22 protein-coding genes are annotated in these 21,695 nt (G+C 72.1%); 15 read left to right on the plus strand and 7 right to left on the minus strand.

Going from position 1 to position 21,695, the window contains the following annotated elements; genetic code table 11:
* Positions 1 to 18: 18 nt before the first annotated feature.
* From EWH70_RS30045 to EWH70_RS30055, 3 genes are read left to right on the plus strand one after another with little or no spacing between them, the layout of a single operon-like run.
* Entirely contained in the window at positions 19 to 897 is an 879-nt protein-coding gene (locus EWH70_RS30045) for a polysaccharide pyruvyl transferase family protein (protein ID WP_130478930.1), read from the plus strand.
* Positions 894 to 1,763, plus strand: coding sequence for a glycosyltransferase family 2 protein (locus EWH70_RS30050; protein ID WP_130478931.1), 870 nt, complete (start codon positions 894 to 896; stop codon positions 1,761 to 1,763). Before EWH70_RS30045 ends, EWH70_RS30050 begins: the two co-directional genes overlap by 4 nt.
* On the plus strand, positions 1,763 to 2,659 hold the full coding sequence (locus EWH70_RS30055) for a glycosyltransferase family 2 protein (RefSeq protein WP_130478932.1): 897 nt from the start codon (positions 1,763 to 1,765) through the stop codon (positions 2,657 to 2,659). The genes EWH70_RS30050 and EWH70_RS30055 overlap by 1 nt, the downstream gene beginning before the upstream one ends.
* Before the next feature lies 1 nt (position 2,660).
* Here the strand turns inward: EWH70_RS30055 and EWH70_RS30060 are convergent, their stop codons facing one another.
* Both EWH70_RS30060 and EWH70_RS30065 read right to left on the minus strand, forming a co-directional pair.
* Positions 2,661 to 3,872: a glycosyltransferase gene (locus EWH70_RS30060; protein WP_130478933.1), complete on the minus strand. Its 1,212-nt coding sequence runs from the start codon at positions 3,870 to 3,872 to the stop codon at positions 2,661 to 2,663.
* Positions 3,869 to 4,873, minus strand: a complete 1,005-nt coding sequence (locus tag EWH70_RS30065; protein WP_130478934.1) for a glycosyltransferase — start codon at positions 4,871 to 4,873, stop codon at positions 3,869 to 3,871. The genes EWH70_RS30060 and EWH70_RS30065 overlap by 4 nt, the downstream gene beginning before the upstream one ends.
* 85 nt (positions 4,874 to 4,958) lie before the next feature.
* On the opposite strand from EWH70_RS30065, the gene EWH70_RS30070 reads away from it, so the two are divergent.
* Together EWH70_RS30070 and EWH70_RS30075 are read left to right on the plus strand one after the other, a co-directional pair.
* Entirely contained in the window at positions 4,959 to 5,378 is a 420-nt protein-coding gene (locus EWH70_RS30070) for an ATP-binding protein (protein ID WP_130478935.1), read from the plus strand.
* Positions 5,375 to 6,130: a SigB/SigF/SigG family RNA polymerase sigma factor gene (locus tag EWH70_RS30075; protein WP_130478936.1), complete on the plus strand. Its 756-nt coding sequence runs from the start codon at positions 5,375 to 5,377 to the stop codon at positions 6,128 to 6,130. The genes EWH70_RS30070 and EWH70_RS30075 overlap by 4 nt, the downstream gene beginning before the upstream one ends.
* 7 nt (positions 6,131 to 6,137) lie before the next feature.
* On the opposite strand, the gene EWH70_RS30080 is transcribed toward EWH70_RS30075, so the two are convergent.
* Entirely contained in the window at positions 6,138 to 7,322 is a 1,185-nt protein-coding gene (locus EWH70_RS30080) for a zinc-dependent alcohol dehydrogenase (protein WP_130478937.1), read from the minus strand.
* 149 nt (positions 7,323 to 7,471) lie between these two features.
* Between EWH70_RS30080 and EWH70_RS30085 the strand changes: the two genes are divergently transcribed.
* The gene (locus EWH70_RS30085; RefSeq protein ID WP_130478938.1) at positions 7,472 to 8,047 is read left to right on the plus strand and encodes a dihydrofolate reductase family protein; all 576 of its coding nucleotides are present in this window, start codon (positions 7,472 to 7,474) and stop codon (positions 8,045 to 8,047) included.
* On the opposite strand, the gene EWH70_RS30090 is transcribed toward EWH70_RS30085, so the two are convergent.
* Both EWH70_RS30090 and EWH70_RS30095 read right to left on the minus strand, forming a co-directional pair.
* A complete protein-coding gene (locus tag EWH70_RS30090; protein ID WP_205669319.1) occupies positions 8,029 to 8,598 on the minus strand; it encodes a TetR/AcrR family transcriptional regulator in 570 nt (189 codons plus the stop codon). The two genes, EWH70_RS30085 and EWH70_RS30090, sit on opposite strands and share 19 nt — an antisense overlap.
* A gap of 31 nt (positions 8,599 to 8,629) precedes the next feature.
* The gene (locus EWH70_RS30095; protein ID WP_130478940.1) at positions 8,630 to 9,814 is read right to left on the minus strand and encodes a kynureninase; all 1,185 of its coding nucleotides are present in this window, start codon (positions 9,812 to 9,814) and stop codon (positions 8,630 to 8,632) included.
* Positions 9,815 to 10,042: 228 nt separating this feature from the next.
* Here EWH70_RS30095 and EWH70_RS30100 point away from each other — a divergent pair, with 228 nt between their 5' ends.
* Complete coding sequence (locus tag EWH70_RS30100) at positions 10,043 to 10,774, plus strand: S1 family peptidase (protein ID WP_130478941.1); 732 nt, start codon at positions 10,043 to 10,045, stop codon at positions 10,772 to 10,774.
* Positions 10,775 to 10,820: 46 nt separating this feature from the next.
* On the opposite strand, the gene EWH70_RS30105 is transcribed toward EWH70_RS30100, so the two are convergent.
* Positions 10,821 to 11,468 carry a dihydrofolate reductase family protein gene (locus EWH70_RS30105; protein ID WP_130478942.1) on the minus strand — a complete coding sequence of 216 codons (648 nt, stop codon included), beginning with the start codon at positions 11,466 to 11,468 and terminating at the stop codon, positions 10,821 to 10,823.
* Between the two features lie 181 nt (positions 11,469 to 11,649).
* Here EWH70_RS30105 and EWH70_RS30110 point away from each other — a divergent pair, with 181 nt between their 5' ends.
* Genes EWH70_RS30110 through EWH70_RS30145 form a run of 8 tightly spaced genes read left to right on the plus strand, consistent with a single transcriptional unit; the run spans position 11,650 to position 20,484 of the window.
* On the plus strand, positions 11,650 to 13,011 hold the full coding sequence (locus EWH70_RS30110) for an amidohydrolase family protein (RefSeq protein ID WP_165436474.1): 1,362 nt from the start codon (positions 11,650 to 11,652) through the stop codon (positions 13,009 to 13,011).
* Between the two features lie 8 nt (positions 13,012 to 13,019).
* Entirely contained in the window at positions 13,020 to 13,784 is a 765-nt protein-coding gene (locus EWH70_RS30115) for an ESX secretion-associated protein EspG (protein ID WP_130478944.1), read from the plus strand.
* Complete coding sequence (locus EWH70_RS30120; protein WP_130478945.1) at positions 13,784 to 14,161, plus strand: hypothetical protein; 378 nt, start codon at positions 13,784 to 13,786, stop codon at positions 14,159 to 14,161. The genes EWH70_RS30115 and EWH70_RS30120 overlap by 1 nt, the downstream gene beginning before the upstream one ends.
* Positions 14,158 to 15,624 (plus strand): hypothetical protein, encoded by a 1,467-nt coding sequence (locus EWH70_RS35645; RefSeq protein WP_165436475.1) that lies wholly within the window; start codon positions 14,158 to 14,160, stop codon positions 15,622 to 15,624. The genes EWH70_RS30120 and EWH70_RS35645 overlap by 4 nt, the downstream gene beginning before the upstream one ends.
* Positions 15,625 to 15,655: 31 nt before the next feature.
* On the plus strand, positions 15,656 to 16,093 hold the full coding sequence (locus tag EWH70_RS30130) for a hypothetical protein (RefSeq protein WP_130478946.1): 438 nt from the start codon (positions 15,656 to 15,658) through the stop codon (positions 16,091 to 16,093).
* On the plus strand, positions 16,093 to 17,007 hold the full coding sequence (locus EWH70_RS30135; RefSeq protein ID WP_130478947.1) for a hypothetical protein: 915 nt from the start codon (positions 16,093 to 16,095) through the stop codon (positions 17,005 to 17,007). The genes EWH70_RS30130 and EWH70_RS30135 overlap by 1 nt, the downstream gene beginning before the upstream one ends.
* Positions 17,007 to 17,465, plus strand: a complete 459-nt coding sequence (locus EWH70_RS30140) for a hypothetical protein (RefSeq protein ID WP_130478948.1) — start codon at positions 17,007 to 17,009, stop codon at positions 17,463 to 17,465. Before EWH70_RS30135 ends, EWH70_RS30140 begins: the two co-directional genes overlap by 1 nt.
* Positions 17,466 to 17,475: 10 nt before the next feature.
* The gene (locus EWH70_RS30145; protein ID WP_165436476.1) at positions 17,476 to 20,484 is read left to right on the plus strand and encodes an AfsR/SARP family transcriptional regulator; all 3,009 of its coding nucleotides are present in this window, start codon (positions 17,476 to 17,478) and stop codon (positions 20,482 to 20,484) included.
* Here the strand turns inward: EWH70_RS30145 and EWH70_RS30150 are convergent.
* A complete protein-coding gene (locus EWH70_RS30150) occupies positions 20,471 to 21,691 on the minus strand; it encodes an AfsR/SARP family transcriptional regulator (RefSeq protein WP_165436477.1) in 1,221 nt (406 codons plus the stop codon). The genes EWH70_RS30145 and EWH70_RS30150 overlap by 14 nt on opposite strands.
* Positions 21,692 to 21,695: the final 4 nt, after the last annotated feature.

Genomic DNA, 21,695 nt, shown 5'->3' on the forward strand with positions numbered 1-21,695 from the left:
TCCGGGTAGAGCCACGGCATGCGCGTGTTGCTGACCGGGTGGCCCAGCTTCGTCGACGGCGAGGCCACCGCGGGGGACCTGCTGAGCATGCGCCGGGTGGCCGACGCGCTGGCGGCGCTGGGCGTACCGGCCGACCAGGTGCACAGTCCGAACCTGTACCCCGGCGGCCCCGACCTCGCCACCGTCGACCCGGACGCCTACAGCCACCTGGTGTTCGCCTGCGGGCCCGCTCACGGCGAGCAGGTCCGGGCGCTGCACCGGCGGTTCGCCCGGTGCCGCCGGATCGCCGTCGGGGTGTCCGTCGTCGACCCGGCCGATCCCGCCGTCACCGGATTCCACCACGTGCTGCCCCGCGACGACGCGACCGAGTCCACAGTGGACCTCAGTGTGGGCGGGCCCGCCGAGCCCGTCCCGGTGGTGGGCGCGGTGTTCGCGCCGGGACAACGCGAGTACGGCGAGCGACGGCGGCACCACACCGTGCACGACACGATCCGGAAGTGGCTGTGCGACAACGGCTGCGCGGTCGTCGAGCTGGACTCCCGGGTCGACCCCGCCCAGTGGCGCAACCCGTCGACACCGGAGGAGTTCCTGGCCGTCCTGCGCCGCATGGACGCCGTGGTGACCACCCGGCTGCACGGGCTGGTGCTGGCACTGCGGGCCGGCGTGCCGGCGCTGGCCGTCGACCCGGTGGCAGGCGGGGGCAAGGTCACCGCGCAGGCACACGCGCTGCGCTGGCCCGCGCTGCTGCCGGCCGGCCAGGTCAGCGCCGGTGAGCTGGACGGCTGGCTGCGCTGGTGCCGCTCGCCGGAGGCCGCCCGGCTGGCCGACGACCGCCGCCGCGCCGAGGAGACGCTCACCGGCCGCCTCGCCACGCTGCTGCGGGAGGAATCCCGGTGACCGGACGCATCACGGTGGTGATCGCCACCCGCGACCGCCGCGACCAGCTCACCCGCACGCTGGACCACCTGCGGGCACTGCGTCCCCGGCCACCGGTGATCGTGCTCGACAACGGCTCCACCGACGGAACCGCAGGCACCGTGCGGGCGCGCTATCCCGACGTCGAACTGGTGGCGTTGCGCCGCAACGAAGGTGCGGCCGCCCGCAACCTCGGCGTCGCGGGCGCGCGGACGCCGTACGTCGCGTTCAGCGACGACGACTCCTGGTGGGAACCCGGCGCGCTGCCCCTGGCCGAGCGGGTGCTCGACGAACACCCCGGCGTGGGACTGATCGCCGCGACCCCGGTGGTGAACCCCCGCGGTGAACCGGACCCGGTGGCCCGGCTGATGGCGGCCAGCCCGCTCGGCCGCCCCGACGGGCTGCCCGGTCCGGCCGTACTGGGGTTTCTCGCCTGCGCGAGCGTGGTACGCCGGGACGCCTACCTCGCCGTCGGCGGGTTCAGCCGCCTGCTGCACTTCGCCGCCGAGGAGAAACTGCTCGCCTACGACCTGGCGGCGGCGGGCTGGCAACTGTGCCATGTGGACGGTGTACGGGCCCGCCACCACCCGAGCCCCGGCCGTCCCGGCGAGCACCGGCGGATGCTGGAGGAACGCAACCGGCTGCTGATCAGCTGGCTGCGCAGGCCGCGCCGGACCGCGCTGACGCACACCGCCGACGTGCTGCGGCGCGCGGCCACGGACCCGCTGGCCCGCAAGGCGTTCGGCCAGGCCGCGCGGCGGCTGCCCACGGCGCTGGCCCAGCGAAGGGAACTGCCGTCCCGGCTGGAACAGCAGGTACGGCTGCTGGAGAGGGAGCACGGACACTGATGGACGAACCCAGGGTCACCGTCGTGGTGATCACGCACAACCGCAGGGCCGAGCTGCTCGGCACGCTGGCGCGGATGACGGCACTGCCCGACGCGGCACCGATCGTGGTGGTGGACAACGCCTCCACCGACGGTACCGCCCGCGCCGTCGCGGCCGAGTTCCCCGGCGTACGGCTGATCGCCGCCGACCGCAACCTCGGTGGCGCGGGCCGTAACGTCGCTGTCCGCGAGGTCACCACGCCGTACGTCGCGTTCTGCGACGATGACACCGTCTGGCAACCCGGCGCTCTGAGCCGGGCCGCCGACCTGCTCGACGCCCATCCCGGGCTGGCGTCGGTGACCGGGCGGTGCCTGGTCGAGCCGGAGCTGACCGAGGACCCGCTGACCCCGGAGCTGCGGGACTCCCCCGTTCCCGGCCCCGAGTGGCTGCCGGGCCCGGCACTGCTCGGCATCATGGCCGGGCTGTCGATGGTGCGGGTGTCGGCCTTCCGGCACGCCGGCGGGTTCAGCGAACGGATGTGGCTGGGCGGCGAGGAGGAACTGCTGGCACTCGACCTGGCCGCCGCGGGCTGGTGGATGTGCTGGGCGGAGGACGTGGTGATCACGCACCGCCCGTCCACCGCCCGCGATCCCCGGCGCAGGCGGGCACTGGGCATCCGCAACACGCTGTGGACACTGTGGCTGCGCAGGCCGGTACGCAGTGCGCTGCGCCGCAGCGCGACCGTCCTGCTGTCGGCACCGGCCGACCTGGCCACGCTGGGAGCGGTCACCGAGGCGCTGCGCGGGGTGCTCTGGGTACTGCGTGAACGCAGGGTGGTGCCCGCGCACGTCGAGCACGGGCTGCGGCTGCTGGAGGAGCCGCAGCGCACCTCGGTGGCGCGCCGCTACGTCGGCTGACTCATTCCGCGACGGCGGCGGGCAGCGCGCCCGGGTGCAGCACGCGCTCGTAGACCTTCAGGCTGTCCAGCGCGATCCGGTCCCAGCTGTACCGCGCCTGGGCGCGGTCGACGCCGGCGAAGCCGTAGCCCTCCCGCAACGCGTCGTCGGCGAGCAGCCTGCCCACGGCCGCCGCCAGCAGGCGCGGTTCCCTTGGCGGGACCAGCGCGCCGGTCACCCCGTCCACGACGGTGTCGGTCAGCCCGCCGACGGCCGTGGCGACCACCGGCGTGCCGCAGGCCATGGCCTCCAGCGGCACGATGCCGAACGGCTCGTACCACGGTGTGCAGGCCACGGCATCGGCCGAGCGCAGCAACGCCGGCATGTCCGCGCGGTCGACCTGGCCGAGCAGGTGGACCCGGTCGCCGACACCGAGCTTTCCGGCCAGTTCCCGCAACCGGATGGCCTCGGGGTCGTCGTCCAGCCTGCCCGCGGGCGGACCGCCTGCGATCACCAGTTCGGTGTCCGACAGCCGGCTCAGCGCGGTGATCATCGTGTCGAAACCCTTGCGTGGCACCAGCCTGCCGACCGAGACGACCCGGTGCCGCGCGCCCCGGTCCGCCACCGGGCCGGACGGGGTGAACCGGTCGAGGTCGACCCCGCACGGCACCACGGACATCCGTCCCCTCGGCACGCCGAGCCGGGTCAGCTCGAACACCTCGTCGGTGCAGGTCGCCGCGACCCGCCTGGCCTCCCTGCCGATCATCCGCTCGATCCGCACACGTTCGGCCGGGCTCGTGTCGGCGGACCCCTGGTACCGCTTCTTCACCACCCCCAGCGCATGAAAGGTCTGGACCACTGGGAGGTCGCAGTTCCTGGCCGCGAGCACCGAGGCGAGCCCGGACATCCAGAAGTGCGCGTGCGCGACGTCGGGCCGCTCCGCCGACCAGGCGTGTTCGAGGAACCGGCCGAATTCGCCCATGTAGGGCAACATCTCGTCCTTCGGGATGCGTTCGGCGGGACCCGCCGGCACGTGCACCACCCGGTACCCGGCCGGCGCGGTCACCTCCTGCTCGACCTCCGGGTCGTCCCGGCGAGAGTAGACGGTGACCTCGTGCCCACCGCGTACCAGCGCCGCCGACAGCTCGGCCACGTGCAGGTTCTGCCCACCGGCGTCCACCTCACCCAGCGCCGCCAGCGGATTGGCGTGCTCGGAGACCATCGCGATCCTCATCGGACTCCTTCCCACTCGTCCAGCAGCCGCTCGAACAGCACGTCCCAGGCATGCAGGAACGAATCCAGCCCGTAGTTGTCCAGCGCGAACTCCCGCGCCGCCTTGCCCATCCGGGTGGCCAGCCCGTGATCACCGGCCAGTTCGGTCAGCGCGGAGGTCAGCTCGGCGACGTCGGCCGAGACGACCCCGGCCTCCGCCGGCACCGCCCGGACCGCCTCGGTGCTGGCCAGCGCGACCACCGGCATGCCCAGGTGCATGGCTTCCAGCAGCGACAACCCGAGCGAGGTCCAGCGTGCCGTGTGCAGGTACACCCGGCGGCGCGCCATCTCCTCGTGCAGCCGCGCGGTGTCCAGGTCACCGACCGGCGTGAGCCGCGGCTCACCCACCCCGGTACGCCGCCCGAGATCGGCCAGGCCCATCCCGAACACGTCCAGCGGCAGCGCCCTGGCGAACGCCGGCAACAGGTCGGTTCCGGTGACCCGCCAGCGTCGCACCGGCTCGTTGACCACCACGGCCGCCCGCTCCAGCTCGCCGCTGTAGCGTTCGCCGGGGTCGACGATCCCGTGCGGAATCACCACCACCGGCGCGGTGCCGGTGTCCCACACCAGGTTGTTGAAGTGGGTGACGTGCACGACCGGTAGGTCCGGCCGGTCGGCCATCGGATGCCGGGTGTTCGGCACGTCGCCCTTCGGGGTGTTGTGCTCGACGAACACGGCCGGCACGTCCTCACCCGGGCGCCGTCCCAGCCAGCGGTGCACCAGCTCCAGTTCCTCCTGCCGCTGCAGCACCACGACGTCGACCGGGGTGTGGGCCAGTTCCTCGACCGGCACCTCCACGGCGGACTCCGGCCAGGGCCTGCCTGCCCGGCCACGGCCCCAGCAGTCGCCCGACGACCTCGTGGGCAGCAGGTAGGTGTGTCCGCCGTGGACCAGCGAGGTCGTCCACGATCCGTGCACGTGCCAGACCAGGACGCGTAACGGGCGTACGGGGGAAGCGGTCATGAACGCAGTGGTTGCCAGTGTGTACAGAACTAAACACCCGGCTTCGCCACGTGTGGACGGTCGGTCGACGGGGTAGCCCGAACACATGGGCGACGTGGGAACAGCGACCTCGATCCGGCGGCCGGTGCAGTTACGCCTGCCGGCCGAGCCCGAACGGCTGTCGCTGCTCAGACTGCTCACCGAGCAGATTGCCACCGAGGCCGACTTCGACCTCGACTCGGTCGCCGACCTCAAGATCGCCGTGGACGAGGCGGTCTCGTCGCTGATCGTCGCCGCGGTGGCGGGTGGCGACGTCACCTGCCAGTTCACGCTGACCGCGGAGGAGTTGCGCATCCATGTCACCGCCCCGGTGTCCATGGAACGGGCGCCCAGGGAAGCGGGATTCGGCTGGCACGTCATGCAGACCGTCGCCGACCACGTGTCACTGCGCACCGAGCCGGGCGCGGACGGCTCCTGTGTGGCCTCGGTCAGCCTGGTCAAGCGGCGTCAGGTGGCCGCCGGATGACGACGTACGAACATTGTGCCGAGCTGTTCGACGAACTCCACTCACTGCCCCCCGGCGATCCGCGCCGGGAAACGGTGCGGACCCGCCTAGTGACCGAGTACCTGCCGCTGGCCGAGCACGTCGCCCGCCGGTTCTCCGGACGTGGTGAGCCACACGACGACCTCGTCCAGGTCGCCCGCCTGGGGCTGATCAACGCCATCGACCGGTTCCAGCCCGACCGGGGCTCCGACTTCCTCTCCTTCGCCGTTCCGACGATCATGGGCGAGGTACGCAGGCACTTCCGCGACACCGGCTGGTCGGTCCGCGTGCCCCGGCGGCTCAAGGAACTGCACCTGGCGACCAGCCAGGCCGCCGGCACGCTGGCCCAGCGGCTGGGCCGGGCGCCGACACCGAGCGAGATCGCCAAGGAACTCGACATGGACGTCGAGGACGTCGCCGAGGGCCTGATGGCGGGCAACGCCTACCGCTCGGTGTCGACGGACAAGCCGGTGATGCACGACTCGGAGACCGTGTCCCTCGGCGACACCCTCGGGTTCGAGGAGTCGGGGCTGGAGGCCGTGGAGAACCACGAAGCTCTCCAGCCCCTGTTGAGAGAACTCCCCGACCGCGAGCGCACCATCCTCATGCTGCGTTTCTTCGGCAACCAGACGCAGACCCAGATCGCCGAGCGCATCGGCATCTCCCAGATGCACGTGTCCCGGCTGCTGTCGCAGACGCTGCGCAAGCTGCGTGCCCGGATGCGGGAGGAATGACACCGCCTCACGGCCGGAACAGCACCTTGACGGCGCCGTCCTGCTTCTTCTGGAACATCTCGTAGGCTCGCGGCGCCTCGTCCAGCGGCAGGTGGTGGGTGGCGAAGTCGTCGACGCCCAGCGGGTCCTCGTCGGTGAGCAACGGCAGGATGTCGTCCACCCAGCGGTGCACGTTGGCCTGCCCCATGCGCAGCTGGATCTGCTTGTCGAACAGGGTGAGCATGGGCATCGGGTCGGCCATCCCGCCGTACACGCCGGACAGCGAGATGGTGCCGCCGCGGCGCACGATGTCGATGGCCAGGTACAGCGCGTTCAGCCGGTCCAGCCCGCCGCGCTCCATCAGCCTGGCCGCGATCGGGTCGGGCAGCAGGCCGACGACCTGCTGCGCGATCTTGCCCACCGGCGACCCGTGTGCCTCCATCCCGACGGCGTCGATGACCGAGTCCGGTCCCCGTCCGCCGGTCATCTCCCTGATCACCTGGGCCAGGTCGTCGGGGTGCTCGTCCAGGTCGACGGTCCGCACGCCCCGCGCGGTGGCCCTGGCCAGGCGTTCGGGCACGCGGTCGACGCCGATCACCTCACCCGCGCCCCGGTGCAGCGCGATCCGCGCCGCCATGTCGCCGATCGGGCCGAGGCCGAGCACGACCAGGCTGCCGCCCGGCGGGACCGCCGCGTACTCGACGGCCTGCCACGCCGTGGGCAGCACGTCGGAGAGGAACACGTAACGGTCGTCGGCCGGGCCCTCGGGGACCTTGATCGGCAGGGTGTTGCCGAACGGCACACGCAGGTACTCGGCCTGCCCGCCGGGCACCTGGCCGTACAACTTGGTGTAGCCGAACAGCGACGCGCCGGTCCCGCGCTCGCGGACCTGACTGGTCTCGCACTGCGAGTGCAGCCCCTGCCCGCACATGAAGCAGCTGCCGCAGGAGACGTTGAACGGCACGACGACGCGGTCGCCCTTCTGCACCGCGTTGACGTCGTTGCCCACCTCCTCGACGACCCCCATCGGCTCGTGGCCGAGGATGTCGCCGGGATCCAGGAACGGGCCGAGCACCTCGTACAGGTGCAGGTCCGAGCCGCACAGCCCGGTCGAGGTGATCCGGACGATCACGTCGTCGGGCTTGCGCAGTTGCGGGTCGGGTACCGAGTCGACCCGAACGTCACGTCGGCCGTGCCAGGCCAGAGCCTTCACGTCGTCCACCTTCCCTGTGCAGCGGAATGTCCGATCCGTCGGCTACCCCGCCGGTCCGGCGGCAAACGGCCCCGGGCGGGATGTCGAATCGGGTAGCTTCCGTTCGACGCACTGACGACAACAGCGTCGGAACCACCGAGGAGCCAGCCATGCGCACCCTGATCACCACCGCCTTCGTCTCGCTCGACGGCGTCGTCGAGGCACCGGGCGGCGAGCCCGGCCACCGCAGCACGGGCTGGACGTTCAAGGACATCCCGTCCGACGACGCCGCCTACGAGATCAAGGGCCGTGAGCAGGAGGAAGCCACAGCGATGATGATCGGCCGGGTCAGCTACGAGGGCTTCTCCCCGGTGTGGCCAGGCATGACCGAGGTGTTCGCCGGTTACAACGCGATGCCGAAGTACGTCGTGTCCACCACGCTGCGCGAGGAGGACCTGGTGACCAACTGGGGTGAGATCACCATCCTGCGCTCGCTGGACGACGTCGCCAGGCTCAAGGAGACCGAGGGCGGCCCGATCATCATCCACGGCAGCGCCACGCTGAACCGCAACCTGTCCGACGCCGGCCTGATCGACCGCTACCACCTGCTGGTCTTCCCGGTCCTGCTCGGCGCGGGCAAGCGGCTGTTCAGCGACACCGACAAGGACAAGCAGATGCTGACGCTGGTCGAGAGCGAGTCCTACGGCAACGGCATCCAGAAGCTGGTCTACGACGTGGCCCGCTGAGCGGCCAGCCCGCGCAGCAGCAGCTCGACCAGCCGGCGCGGGTCGTAGCCGGGATCGTCGTCGCGTCCGATGCAGAGGTTGCCGACCCCGCGCATCAGTTCCAGCGGCGTGGTTCCCGGCACGGCCTCGCCGGCGTCGACCGCGGCGTCCAGCAGCCGCTCGCAGACCGGCAGCAGGCGGTCCAGGAAGTAGGTGTGCAGCGCGGCGAAGCCGCCGCTGTCCGACCGCATCGAGTTGGCGAGCCCGTGCTTGGTGACCAGGAAGTCGACGAAGAGGTCGATCCACTGCCGCAGGGCCTCGAACGGCGAGCCGGCGGCGGCCAGCAGTGCCGGGCCCGCCTCGGCGCAGGCTTCGACCTGGTGCCGGAACACGGCGACGATGAGGTCGGCCCGCGTCGGGAAGTGCCGGTAGATCGTCCCCATGCCGACGCCGGCCTTCGCGGCGATCTCGCGGATCGGCGCGTCGACTCCGGCGCTGACGAACACCTCGGCGGCGGCGGAGAGCAGCTTCTGCTCGTTGCGCACCGCGTCGGCGCGTTTCGTGCGGGCCACAGCCGCCTCCTTTCCGGAACCTGGCTCCACTTCAGGATAGCGTCCGGCGGAGGACGTCCATCGCGTCACGCAGCTCGGCGAAGCCGGTGCTCAGCGGGGACAGCCCGAGCCGGATGCCGTCCGGGGCGCGGAAGTCGATCAGCACGCCCGCCTCGATCAGCTTCGGCGCCAGTTCGCGGGCACCGGGGTGGCGGATCGTCACGTGACCACCGCGCACGGCCGCGTCCCGGGGTGAGCCCAGCTCGAACCCGAGCGGCGCCAGCCAGTCGTCGAACAGCTGGACGGCGTAGCCGGTGAGCGCGATCGCCTTCTCCCGGATCCGGCCGATGCCGGCTTCGGCGACCAGCTCGACACCGGCCTCCACCCCGGCGAGCCCGACGACCGGCGGCGTGCCGGACAGCATGCCGCGCACGTCGGGCTGTCCCTCGTAGCCCTGCGCCATCTCGAACAGGTCGCGGCGGCCGAACCAGCCCCAGATCGGCTGCCGCGCCGCGCCCTGGTGGTCGCGCCGGACGTAGGCGAACGCGGGCGCGCCGGGGCCACCGCAGAGGAACTTGTAGGTGCAGCCGACGGCGAAGTCGACGCCGTGGGCGTCCAGCGACAGCGGCAGGACCCCGGCGCTGTGGCAGAGGTCCCAGACCACCAGCGCACCGGCCTCGTGGGCCTGCCGGGTGATTCCGGGAAGGTCGGCGATCCGGGCCGACCAGTAGTCGACGTGGCTCAGCGTCACCACCGCCGTCCGCGGGCCCAGCACGCCGGGCACCTCGCTCACGTCGTCCACCCACCGGACCTCGCCGCCGAGTTCGGCCGCGATGCCCTCGACGAGGTAGCGGTCGGTGGGAAAGTTGCGGCGGTCCGTGACGATCTCGCGGCGGTCCGGCCGCATCGCCATGGCGGCACGCAGCACCTTGTACAGCCACACCGAGGTCGACTCCCCCAGCACCACCTGTCCCGGCGCGGCCCCGAGCACCGCCTCGCCGAGCCGGTCGCCGAGGCGGGTCGGCAGGTCCACCCAGCCCTCGGCCCAGCCGCGGATCAGCCGTCCCGCCCACTGCTGCCCGACCAGGTACTGGATCTTCTCCAGCGCCGCCTTCGGCGGGCGGCCGAGCGAGTTGCCGTCGAGGTAGGCGATCACGTCGTCGCCGGCGGGCAGGAAGCGGTCCCGGTAGTCACGCAGTGGATCGGTGGTGTCCCGGTGTTCGGCGGTGTGCGGCACGCCCGCAGTCCATCACGCGCCCCCGTTCCCGGGCCACTCGGCCGAATGGATCAACGGTGCTGACTGCGCAGCTGACCGGCATGCGTCGAGCCGGACCAGAATAGGTACCACTGGTCTGGACCAGGAGACTTTCGTCGGTTCCAGGGCCCGGATTTCCGCTCACAGAATTGAGCCGCCCCTCCCCTCCCCACGCGGCCGCGACCCGTGCCGCAGAATCGAGCCGGAAACATGAGACTGCGCTCTCTCGCCGTCCTGCTGGGCAGCGCGCTGCTGGCGTTGCTCGGGCTGACCGCACCAACCGCACTCGCCACCCAGGAACCGCAGGGATCGGACCAGGTCCAGCCGTTCATCATCGGCGGCCACCAGGCCACCAGCGGGCCGTGGGCGGCACGGCTGTTCGTCAACGGCAGGCAGACCTGCTCCGCGACGATCATCACGCCGCGGCACATCCTCACCGCCAAGCACTGCGTGAGCAGCAGCGGCACCTACACCTTCCGCATCGGCAGCCTCGACCAGACCACCGGCGGCACGATGGCGACCGCCAGCTCCATCACCCGCTACCCCGGCTCGGCCGACCTGGCCATCGCCACGCTGAGCACCTCGGTCAACGCCACCTACTCCCCGCTCGGCACGACCAGCGACGTGTCGGTCGGGCAGACCGTGCAGGTCTACGGCTGGGGCGCGACGAGCCGGTGCGGCTCGGAGATCAACTGCCAGTCGCGGTACCTGAAGTACGCCAACGTCCGGGTCAACTCGGTCTCCTGCCGTGACTACCTCAGTGGCATCGCGGTGTGTGCCAACCGCATCGACGGCATCACCGCCGGCGGTGACTCGGGCGGCCCGATGTTCGCCTCGGGCCGCCAGGTGGGCGTCGCGTCCACCAGCGACCGCTCGAACAACACCGCCTACACCAACATCACCCGCTACCGCGACTGGATCAACCAGGTCGCCGGAGTCTGATCACGACGAGCGCGGGGACCCCGGTGCCGCCGGGGTCCCCTTCTCGTCACTTGCGCCAGAACAGGTGATGGACGACGCCGCTGGAGCTGGGCACCACGTCGAGGTGGAACCGGTCCAGCAGCTCGTCCGGCGACTTCCACAGCCGCACCCCGGAGCCGAGCTCGACCTTCTGCGACACCGCCACGTGCAGGGTGTCGACGAGGTCGGCGTCGAGGAACTCCCGGATGGTGGTCGCGCCGCCGCCGAGCCGGACGTCCTTGCCCTGCGCCGCCTCCTTCGCCATCCCGAGCACCGTGGCCGGGTCGGCGTTGACGAAGTGGAACGTGGTGTCGGACAGGGTGAACGACGGCCGTTCGTGGTGGGTCAGGACGAACACCGGTGTGTGGAACGGCGGCTCGTCGCCCCACCAGCCCTGCCACTCGTGGTCGGTCCACGGGCCCCGCTGCGGGCCGAACTTGTTGCGACCCATGATCTCCGCGCCGATGTTGTGCGCGAAGTCGCGGGTGAGGTAGTCGTCCAGGCCGCGGCTGCCGCCCGGGTCGGTGCGGTTGGGCCAGCTCGCGGTGGCGCCCGCCCAGGTGAACATCTCCTGGGGATCGGCGTGGCCGAACGGCCGTTCGAGGGTCTGGTTCTCCCCCGCGGCGAAGCCGTCACTGGAGACGGTGAAGTTCTGGACTTTCAGCAGCTGGCTCACGTGGACCTCCTGTATTCGTGCCGCTGGATTGGACCAGGCCGGTGCCGCGGACTCATCGCTCCGCACGCGTGACGCCGGTCACAACGGATGCCGGTCGAGTGAAAGCGAACTGTCAGTGACCCCCCGCTAGCGTCTCGGCGAGCAGCAGCTGAGGGGGCGTGCGGTGGGAAATACCGAAACGGTGGCGTTCACGCGCGGCATCGTTGTCGATCCCGACGGACCGCACCGGCACGACACCACGATCGTCGTGCGCGGTGGGCGGATCGAACGGGTCGGGCCGGCGAGCGAACTCGCCGCGCCCGAGGGGGCGCAGGTCGTCGACCTACGGGGCCGGTACGTCATCCCGGGGCTGGCCGACATGCACCAGCACAGCTCGTTCGCCCGGATCGACCTGCCGCTGCTGGTCGTCAACGGGGTGACCAGGGTGCGGGAGATGTCCGGTACGCCCGAACTGCACGAGTGGCGGCGGTGTGCCGAAGCCGGCACCCTGCTCGGACCGCGCTCGACTATCGCCAGCCGCATCATCGACGGCCGCCCGACGCTGTGGGACCCCGATCTGGTCGAGGTCGTCCAGGTCACCGGCGACCGGGACGCCCGGGCGGCGGTCCGTGAGCAGCTTGCCACCGGCGCCGACTTCGTCAAGGTGTACACCCGGCTGCCCCGGCGCGCGCTGCGTGCCGTCGCCGACGAGGTGCGCAGGCACGACGCCCACTACGCCGGCCACTGCCCGGACCACGTTCCGATCGCCGAGGCCGTCACGCTCGGGCAGCGCAGCTTCGAGCACCTCACCTGGACGATGTACGGCGCGTCCCGGCGGGAGGCCGAGATACGCGCGCGGCTGGACGAGTTCCAGCTCGGCGAGGGCGACTACAACGGCTGGCTGAACCAGACCCACCCGCTGGAACTGCGGGCGGGGAGGACGTTCGACGCGGACAAGGCGGCCGCGCTGTTCGACCGGCTGGCGGGGTTCGGGGCGCGGCAGGTGCCCACGCTGATCATGTACCGGGGTCTGGACAACGCCAGGACCGTCGACCGGGACGATCCCCGGCGGCGCTACCTCCCGCCCGGCCAGCTGCGGGCGCTGGACACCGTGCTCGACGAGATCTATCTGAAGGGCCGGACCCCCGAGCAGGATGCCGACTGGGCGGAGGTGTTCGAGCACCGGTTGCGGCTGGTCGGCGCGATGCACAAGGCCGGGGTGCCGATCATGGCCGGGACGGACGGCGGCTGCCCCGCGGTGTTCCCCGGGTTCGGGTTGCACGACGAGCTGCGGCTGCTGACCGAGGCCGGCCTGAGCACGCGGGCCGCGCTGCGGGCCGCGACCGTCGAGCCCGCGGCGTTCCTCGGCACCCGGTCGGGCCGGATCGCGCCCGGCTACGACGCCGACCTCGTGGTGCTGAACGGTGACCCGATCGCCGACATCACGAACACCACCGCCATCCACGGCGTCATGATCCGCGGCCGCTACATCGGCCCCGGCGAGCGGGAGGCGATCCTGCGCGAGGTGGAGGAAACCGCCGCAGGCATGCGAGAGGACGGCTGAGCACGGCCATGACTCACCTGTTCGGATTCACCCTGACGACCGTGGAGGCCGCGATGGCCGGCCGCGCGCTCGGTACCGACCTGCGCCGGTTCCCGCTCGATCCGCCCGCACTGCCAGCCGACCCGGCCCGGCTGGCCGCGGTGCTCAGGATCGTCATCGACGATCTCGCCGCGCGACGTCTGTCCGTCGCCGGGGAGCTGAACCCGCACGTGCGGCAGGCGATCCGGCTGTTCGGCAGCGCTCGCGTGTCGGTCGGGCTGGCGGGTGCCCGGTTCCGGCTGCTCGGACTGACCGACGGCCGGGACGCGGTGACCGTGCGGCAGCAGGGTGACGAGCTGAGCTTCGAGTGTTATGACGACGAGGACATCGTCGCCGTTCTCGTCGGCGAACTTCCAGCCGCGCCCCGGTGCACCGGACCCGCCGAGGTGCGTGTCCCGGTGACACCGGACCGCGGAGCCGAGCACGACGACGAGTTCTTCGGTTCGTCGCCGGTCGCCGCCGGCGGCTGGACCACGGCCCGCCGCGAGCCGGACTCCGCTGCCCTGCTGCTGAGCGGAACACACCGGGAAGCCGGATTCGCCGCGGTCGACGGCGTCGGCCGGGCGGGAGCGCGGGTCACCGGCAGGCGGCTGTCCTGGGTGGACACCGACCACGGCCGCTACCTGGTGGAGCAGGCCGGAAACGCCGTCGTGTACACGGCGGCCGACCAGACCGGGCTGGCTCGCGTGCTGCGGGCGGCCGTCGACGACGTCCAGTTCGCGGGGGTGCGCTGATGACGGGATTGCTGGGACAGGCGAAGGCACTGGCCGAACAGGCCGCGGGTGGCGGGTTCGCGGTGGACCCCGCCACGGCGCGGCAGCTGCTCGACGGGATCCGGACGCTGCGGGACTACCTCAGCGACAGCACGCTGGCCGACCTCGCCGTGCTCACCGAACGGCCGAAGCTGAGCGAGTCCACCGCCGGGCAGTGGGCGGGCGGCGTGCTGATGGACACCGCGGCCGACGCCGAGGGGTTCCTCACCAGGCTCACCGAGCTGCGTGACCTGCTGCCCCACGCCGAAGCCGCGTTCGAACGGGCGATGCGGGCGTACGAGGAAGCCGACGACCGGGCCGGGCTCCGGTGCGGCGTTCCCGGCCTGGACCGGGGGTGACCGTGAATCCCCGTGACCTGACGACCGACCCCGCGTCGCGTTACTACGTCGGTCCCACGCAGACCTGGATCCCGTCCGGCCACCAGTTGCGGGCCGAGATCAGCGCGCGGGTCGGTGAGCAGGCCCGCGGCGGCTGGGCCGAGTCCTGCCTGGACGATCTGCTCGACAGCGAGGTCAACCAGCGCTACCAGGAGACCGTCGAGGCCGACAGCATCCGGCTGGCCGACGGGCTCACCCTGCGCGATCCCGGCGAGCCGCCGTTCGCGCACTACGACTGGATGTTCCACGACGACCTGGACCGGCTGCTGAACACCGACGCCGATCCGGTCGCGGTGTCGATCCAGTCCGAGAAGTGGGTCGAGGTCGGCAACGCGCTGGCCGGGTTCCAGCACACCCTCGCCGCGGCGATCAACCGTTCCGAGCAGGAGTGGCGTGGCCCGGCAGGCGACGCGGCCCGCGCCTACACGGCGGGGCTGGCGCGCTGGGTCGGCGAGGCCGGGCGCGGCGCCCAGTTGGCCGGTAACCAGCAGCAGATCCACTCGCAGGCGTTGAACGAGGCGCAGAAGCAGCTCGCGGACAACCCGCCGGTGGCGTTCTCGCTGGACGACGAACTCAACCGCCTGTCGGAGATCGACAACCCGGTCACCTACTGGCGGTCGATGAACCAGGTGTGGCAGGACTACGAGCGGGCCGAGGCCGCGCGCGAGCGTGCCGTGCGGGTCGTGACCGAGTTCGACGCCACGGTCGCGACCGCGACGACCACACCCGCCTTCAGCCCGCCGCCCGGCGTCCCCGGGCTCGCGCCACCCCCTACCCCACCTGTGGTGCCTCCCGTGACGCCCCCGCCGGTGGTGCCACCGCCCGTGGTGCCTCCGGGAACACCCCCAGGAACCCCGCCGGGATCCCACCCGCCACGCCGGCCACCCGGGCAGTGGCGCGACACCCGGCCGGGCCCCGGGACCGGCCGGTTCCCCCAGCCGGCCGGTCCCGGCGACACCACCACCCCGGCCGGTGTCCGGCCGGACACCGGTTACCGCCCAGCACGGTCCACTTCGGACGGCCCGCTCCCCGGCACGGGCCGCGCCGACCCGGGTGCCGCCGCGGCCGGTTCGTGGGGGGCCGGCCGAAGCGGCCCCGGCGGCGGGATGCCCGGGGGTACGTCCGCGGGGTCCGGCTCCGGCGCGGGCCGGGCGGGCGGTATGGGAACCGGCGCCGGCGGCCTGTCCCGCGGCCTCGACGGCGCGGGCGCCGCACGGGCCGGCGCCGCGGGTGGCCGGGGAGCCGGTGGCCAGTTCGGCCCGTTCGGCGGCGCCCCGGGGGCCGGCGGCAAGGGCGAGGAGGACAAGGAACGCAAGACCCCGGACTACCTGATCGACGAGCGGCACGCCGAGGTGTTCCTCCCCGACGGCACCGTCACCCCGGAAACCATCGGCGAGCTGAAGCAGCCCGACCGCGAGCTATGAGAGAGGTTTCGAGCGAATGAACGGATTCCGGATGGATCCGGCCCAGGTCAGGGACTTCGCCGTCTATCTGGGCGCCGAGGCACGCCTGACGCTGCCCGTGATCGAGAGATTCGTCGTCGACGAGGGACTCAACAAGCACGGTTTCAACTCTGACGACAAACGCACTCTGCTCTCGCCCATAGGTGACCTCTGCGACACGGCCAGGAACGCGGTAGTCACACCGGTGTTCGAGGAGATGCGCAGGAAGCTGTGCGAGCTCGGCGACCGTCTGCTCGATGCGGCGAGAGCTGTCCAAGGGGCCGATGCCGATCACCGGACGGTACTCGAACGCACTGAGAAGTGGTGGCGAGGCGAGTACGAAAAGTATCTCTCACCGGCAAGCGTCGTCGGCAAACCACCGGAGGTGATCAAGCCTCCGGAGAAGGAGCCGAAGGACGGCAACCCCCGGGACCGTAAGGAGCGCAAGTAGTGGCCATTCCCAAGGAAGATCAGCAGCTGGATGGCGTAGGTACATCCGCCTTCCATGTAACGCAGCTGACGACCTTCCAGGTCGAGCGTCCGGATATGAACTTCAAGAAAGAGCTCAACATCCAAAGCGACCCGATAGTGGCGACTGTCGACTGGGCGTGGCGACAGTTCAACCTGGGTGGCGGCGGAGGCTTCCTGGAAAGCCTTGTCGAGCCGCTCTCCGGAAACTATCTCAGCATCGAGGTCAACGGCGTCGTATGGCAGAAGGTCGGGACGATGTTCGCCCAGTTCGCCGGCAACCTCGGCGGCAACCTGACCAAGCTTGTCGCCGCCGAACTCTGGGACGGCCCGGCAGCCGAAGCCATGCAACGTTTTGTCGAGACCTACTGGACGAGGGGTGCCGCACTCGTCGGCGGCAAAGTGTGCGAGTTCATCGGCAGCGGCTTCGCCAGAATCGGCGACCTGGCTCGAACCATCGCGACGGCGGCAGCGAACCAGATCGTCAACATTTTCAGGATGGTGCGCGACCTCGTCGTAAAGCGACTGATCCCAGGGGTCGGATGGGTCCGCACGCTCTTCGAGTACGTGGCCGACATCTTCACTGACGTGAAGACACTGCATGAAAATCTCGAAGAGGTGTTCGCTGCGTTTCGGAAGCTCAGCCAGCTCCGGGACTCCATGAGCTTGCTCGTCGACGCTGCCCGCGCGTACCTCGACACGCTCGTCGAATTCAAGGACGCTGTCGCCAAGATCCCCTCTGTCGGCACGCTGGAGCAGGTGCAGCAGAGCTATGGCGAAATCACCAGCAAGGGGGCGGGGTTGAACACCAAGTTCTCCGACCTCGAAAATCGAAGCAAAGACGTCGTCGGCAAGGCCGACGACATCACCAAGACCATCCGGTCGAGGACCGGCTGATGAGCGAGGACTGGTACACACCCGAGATGGAGGCAGCCGCACGCAGTCTCGACGCTGTCGCCGACCACGTGACCACTGTCGTCCGCGACAGCGAGGCCCTCATCGCGGAGGCGGAGGCCGCACGGGAGCCGATCAGCGACGAGGATGTAGCGCGACTGGAAAAGTACGCCAACGCGCGCTTCCACACCCCGGAGTGGCAGGAGCTCAAGGCCCGGATCGCGGCCGGCGAGCTGACGTGGCGCGACATCGCCAGCGGCCAGGCCCTGACCGACCCCGGCGTCGCAGCGGCAGCGCAGTCCGTCCAGTCGCTGCCTCCGCCGACCGCCGAACAGCTGGCCGACCTCGGGCTCACGAAGCCGCCGGAGCCCGCCCCCACCACACCACCAACCCGGCGCCGCGAGTGGGCCGACGATGATGACTACTTCGACGAGTTCTCCGCCCAGGAGAGGTTCCACTAGCCTCCTCCGGGTGGGGGTGAGCTTCGAGGTTCTCGGGCCGCTGCGGGTGGTCGTCGACGGGGAGCCGGTCGCGTTGCCGCGCGGCCGCGTGGCGGCACTGCTGGCCTGCCTGCTGGCGCGGCCGAACGAGCTGGTGCCGCTGGGCAGGCTCCGCGGCTGGCTGTGGGACGACGAGCCGAGGGATCCGCGCGGCGCCATCCAGACCGCCGTCCGGCGGCTGCGGGCCGGCGTCGGTCACGACGTCGTCCGCACCGGGCCCGGCGGCTACACCGTCCCGGCCACCCCAGCGGAACTGGACCTGCTGCGGTTCCGGTCGCTCGCCGACACCGCGCGCCGCCACGAGGAACGGGGTGCACGCGGCGAGGCGGCCCGGCTGGCGGGGCTCGCGCTCGGGCTGTGGCGCGGCCCGGCGTTCGCCGACGTCGACGCACCCGGATTCCGGCGGGAGGTCGTGCCCCGGCTGGAGAACGAGCGGGTCCTGGCCACCCTGCTGTGGGCCCGCACGCTGGGCGACCGCGCCGCGGCGATCACCGAGCTGGCCCGGCTGACCGCGGAGCACCCGTCCCGCCAGGACCTCAGCGAAGCCCTCATCCGCCTGCTCCATCACGTTGGCCGCCGCGCCGAGGCGCTGGCCGAATATCGTCGTATCAGCGGCCTGCTGTCCACCGGCGTCGGACCGGCGCTGCGCGAACTGCACCGGTCCGTTCTCGGCGACGTCGCCCGCGAACCGGCGACCACCGTGCCGCCTGCCGAACTGCCGTCCGACCTGACCGGGTTCAGCGGCCGCGACCGCGAACTGTCCCAATTGGACAGCTGGCTGCACGCGGGCGGAACCGCCGTCGTCACCGGCCCGCCCGGCGTCGGCAAGACCGCGCTCGCCGTCCACTGGGCGCACCGTGCGGCCGCGCGGTTCCCGGACGGGCAGCTGTTCGTCGACCTCCGCGGCTGGGCACCCGGCCAGCCCCGCACGCCCGGTGCCACCCTGCGGTACCTTCTCGGCTCGCTCGGCGTGCCAGCCGGACGGATCCCGGCCGATCCCGGGCAGGCCGAGGCGCTCTACCGCCGCACACTCGCGGGCAAGCGCATGCTGGTCGTGCTGGACAACGCCGCCAACGCGGGCCAGGTACGGACACTGCTGCCGGACACCCCCGGCGTCGCCACCATCGTGACCAGCCGGGACGGCCTGCACCAGCTGCCCGCGAACCGGCTGACACTCGACGTCCCCACCGCCCGCGAGGCCGTCGCGATCCTGGCCGGGATACTTCCCACCGGGGCCGGCCACGCCGACCTGCCCGAACTGAGCGAACTCTGCGGGCGCCTGCCGCTGGCGCTGCGCATCGCGGGCGCCAACGTCGCCTCCCGGCCGGACGCGTCACCCCGTGCCTACCTCGACGAACTCCGCGACGGCAGGCTGGACGCGCTGGAGGTGACCGGCGACCGGGACGCGGCGGTCCGGGCCGCGTTCGACGCCTCCTACCAGCGGCTGCCGCCACCGGCGCGGCGGCTGTTCCGGCTGTTCGGCACCGCACCCGGTGCCGACGTCAGCGCCGCCGCGGCAGGCGCCCTCGCGGCGACGGCACCACGCACGACCCGGCGGCACCTCGACGCGCTGACGGCGGCACAACTCCTCCGCGAGACCGCACCGGGCCGGTTCGCCATGCACGACCTGCTGCGGGAGTACGCGGCCGAACGCGCACACGCCACCGACCGCGACACCGAACTACGCCAGGCGCGGACGCGGCTGCACGACTGGTATCTGCACAGCACCGACAACGCCATCCGCGCGCTCGACCCGGCCATCGCCTACGCGCCGCTGCCACCGGTCCCCTGCGGCCTGCGGCCGGCAGCGCCCCGCGACCAGCGGGACGCCAAACGCTGGCTCGACGCCGAACAGGACAACCTCGTCGCCACGATCCTCGACGCCGCCACGGGATCCGGTGCCCACGCCTGGCAGCTCACGTTCACGCTCGGCACCTACTTCCACTCCGCCCGGCCGCTCGAAGCCTGGCGTGCGGCCGCCGAGGCCGCGTACACGGCGGCCGACACGGCCGTCGCGCGGGTCGCCGCGCTGGCCGGTCTCGCCCACCTGCACCACTGCACCGGCGACTACGCCGAGGCGATCGCACACGCCGAACGGGCCGTTCCGCTCCTGGACGAGGCGGACTGGCCCACCGGTGAATGCGCGATCCGCTGGCTGCTGGGCATGGCCCACCAGCACACCGGCTCCCTGGACACCGCCGCCGCGCAGCACCGCAGGGTGCTCACACTGACTGACCGGCACGCCTTCACCTTCCACAACCTCAGCACGATCGCCGAGCAGGCCGGGCGGCTCGACGAGGCGATGGACTACGCCGACCGGGTATTCCGCGAGTCCGTGGCCGCGGGCGACGACGTCGGCGTCGCCGCCGCACTCCTGGCCACCGGCAGGGTCCACCACCACCGCGGCAACCTCGCCGAGGCCGAGGAGGCACTGCTGCGGGCCTACGCGCTGGTGTCCGGACTGGACCCGCTGGCCACCGCGCGGGCGGAGCTGTCCCTGGCCAGGCTCCATGTCGATCAGGGCAGGCACGCGGACGCCGCCGACCACGCCGCCCGGGTGCTGCGGTTCGCCGAGAGCGCCGCCGACCGGCCGAGTCAGGCGGGCGCCCGCTACGTCACGGCGATGGTCGAGCTGCACCAAGGCAATGCCGGCGCGGCGGCCGCTCAGCTGACCGAGGCACTGGCTCTCGCGGAGCGGTCGCGGCTCGGGTACGCCACGGTCGAGTTGCTGATCGGCCTCGCCGCGGCCGAAGACCGCGCGGACCGCGCGCTCGGCCATCTCGGGCGCGCGCTCGACCTGTCCGGCCGCGTCGGCTGCCGGGGCCTGGCGGCGCTGGCCCACCTCGTCCGGGCTACCGTCCTGCGCGCCATCGACGCGGACGCCGCGGCGGAGGCGGCGCGGGCGGCGGTCACCATCAGCGGCGCGACCGGCCACCGGCTCGTCCACGCGCGTGCCCTCGCCGAGGTCAGGGAAGCGTGAGCGGTTCGAGACGCAGCAGCCGCGCGCTGTGGGTGACGGTGAGCCCGGCGAGGTGCTGCCGGCTGGTCACGATCACCCTGCTGCGGGTCGCCCCGGGCAGCAGCGGCCGCACCTGGTCGGCGGCCCCGGCGTCGTCCAGTACCAGCAGCGCGCGGCGCCGGGCCAGCAGCGACCGCAGCAGGGCCGACGCCCGGTCGACGTCCTCCGGCACCCGGCCGGCCGGCACGCCCAGTGAGGTCAGCAGGCACGCGAGTGCTTCGCCCGCACGCACCGCGCCACCGAGCAGGTCGACGTACAACCTGCCGTCGGGAAACCGTTCCGCCGCGCGGTCTCCCCAGTGCAGCGCGAGCGCCGTCTTGCCGGCACCGGGCGCGCCGACGATCACCACGACACCGGCTTCCGCTCCCAGCAACCGGTCCAGTTCAGCCAGCTCGGCGTCACGCCCGCGGAACCGGGCGGGCGGTGCCGAATCCGCGCCCACGATCTCCCGGTGCAGGCGGCGAAGCGACGGTGACGGGTCGAGGCCGAGTTCGGCGGCGAGCACCCGGCAGGTGTCGTGGTACTCGGCGAGTGCCTCGGCGCGGCGGCCCGCCTGGTGCAGGGCACGCACGAGCAGCTCGCGGATCTCCTCCCGCAGCGGGTACTCCGCACGCAACGCGCTCAGCTCGCCGACGGCGAGCGCGTGCTCGCCGAGCCTCGACCACACCCGCACCAGCAGCAGGCGCGCGGCGAGCCGCTGCTCGGCGAGCGGAACACCCTCCTCGTCCCGCAGCCGGCGCGACGGCACGCCGTCGAACGGGTCGCCACGCCACAACGCCAGCGCGGCGGGGAGTTCCGCCGCCGCCCCACGCAGGTCCCCGTCCGCCACCAGGGCATCGGCGCGGGCCACCGCCGTGGTGAACCGCGTCAGGTCGAGGTCGGCCGCGCCGACGTCCAGCCGGTAGCCGCCCGCGACGGTCCGCACGACGTCGTCGCCGAGCACGTCCCGCAGCCGCCGCACGATCGTGTGAACCGCCGACTTCGGGTTGTCCGGACCGTCGCCGTCCCACAGCCAGCGGACCAGCTGATCGGTACGCACCAACTGGTTCGCCCGTGCCAGCAGACCGGCCAGCAGCGTCAGTACCCGGCCGCGCGGGAGCGGCACGGCCCGCCCGCCGATCTCGGCGCACACCGGACCGAGCACCCGGAACGAGACAGCCCTGCGCACCGTC

This window comes from Amycolatopsis suaedae (assembly GCF_004214935.1).
Classification (GTDB): Bacteria; Actinomycetota; Actinomycetes; order Mycobacteriales; family Pseudonocardiaceae; genus Amycolatopsis; species Amycolatopsis suaedae.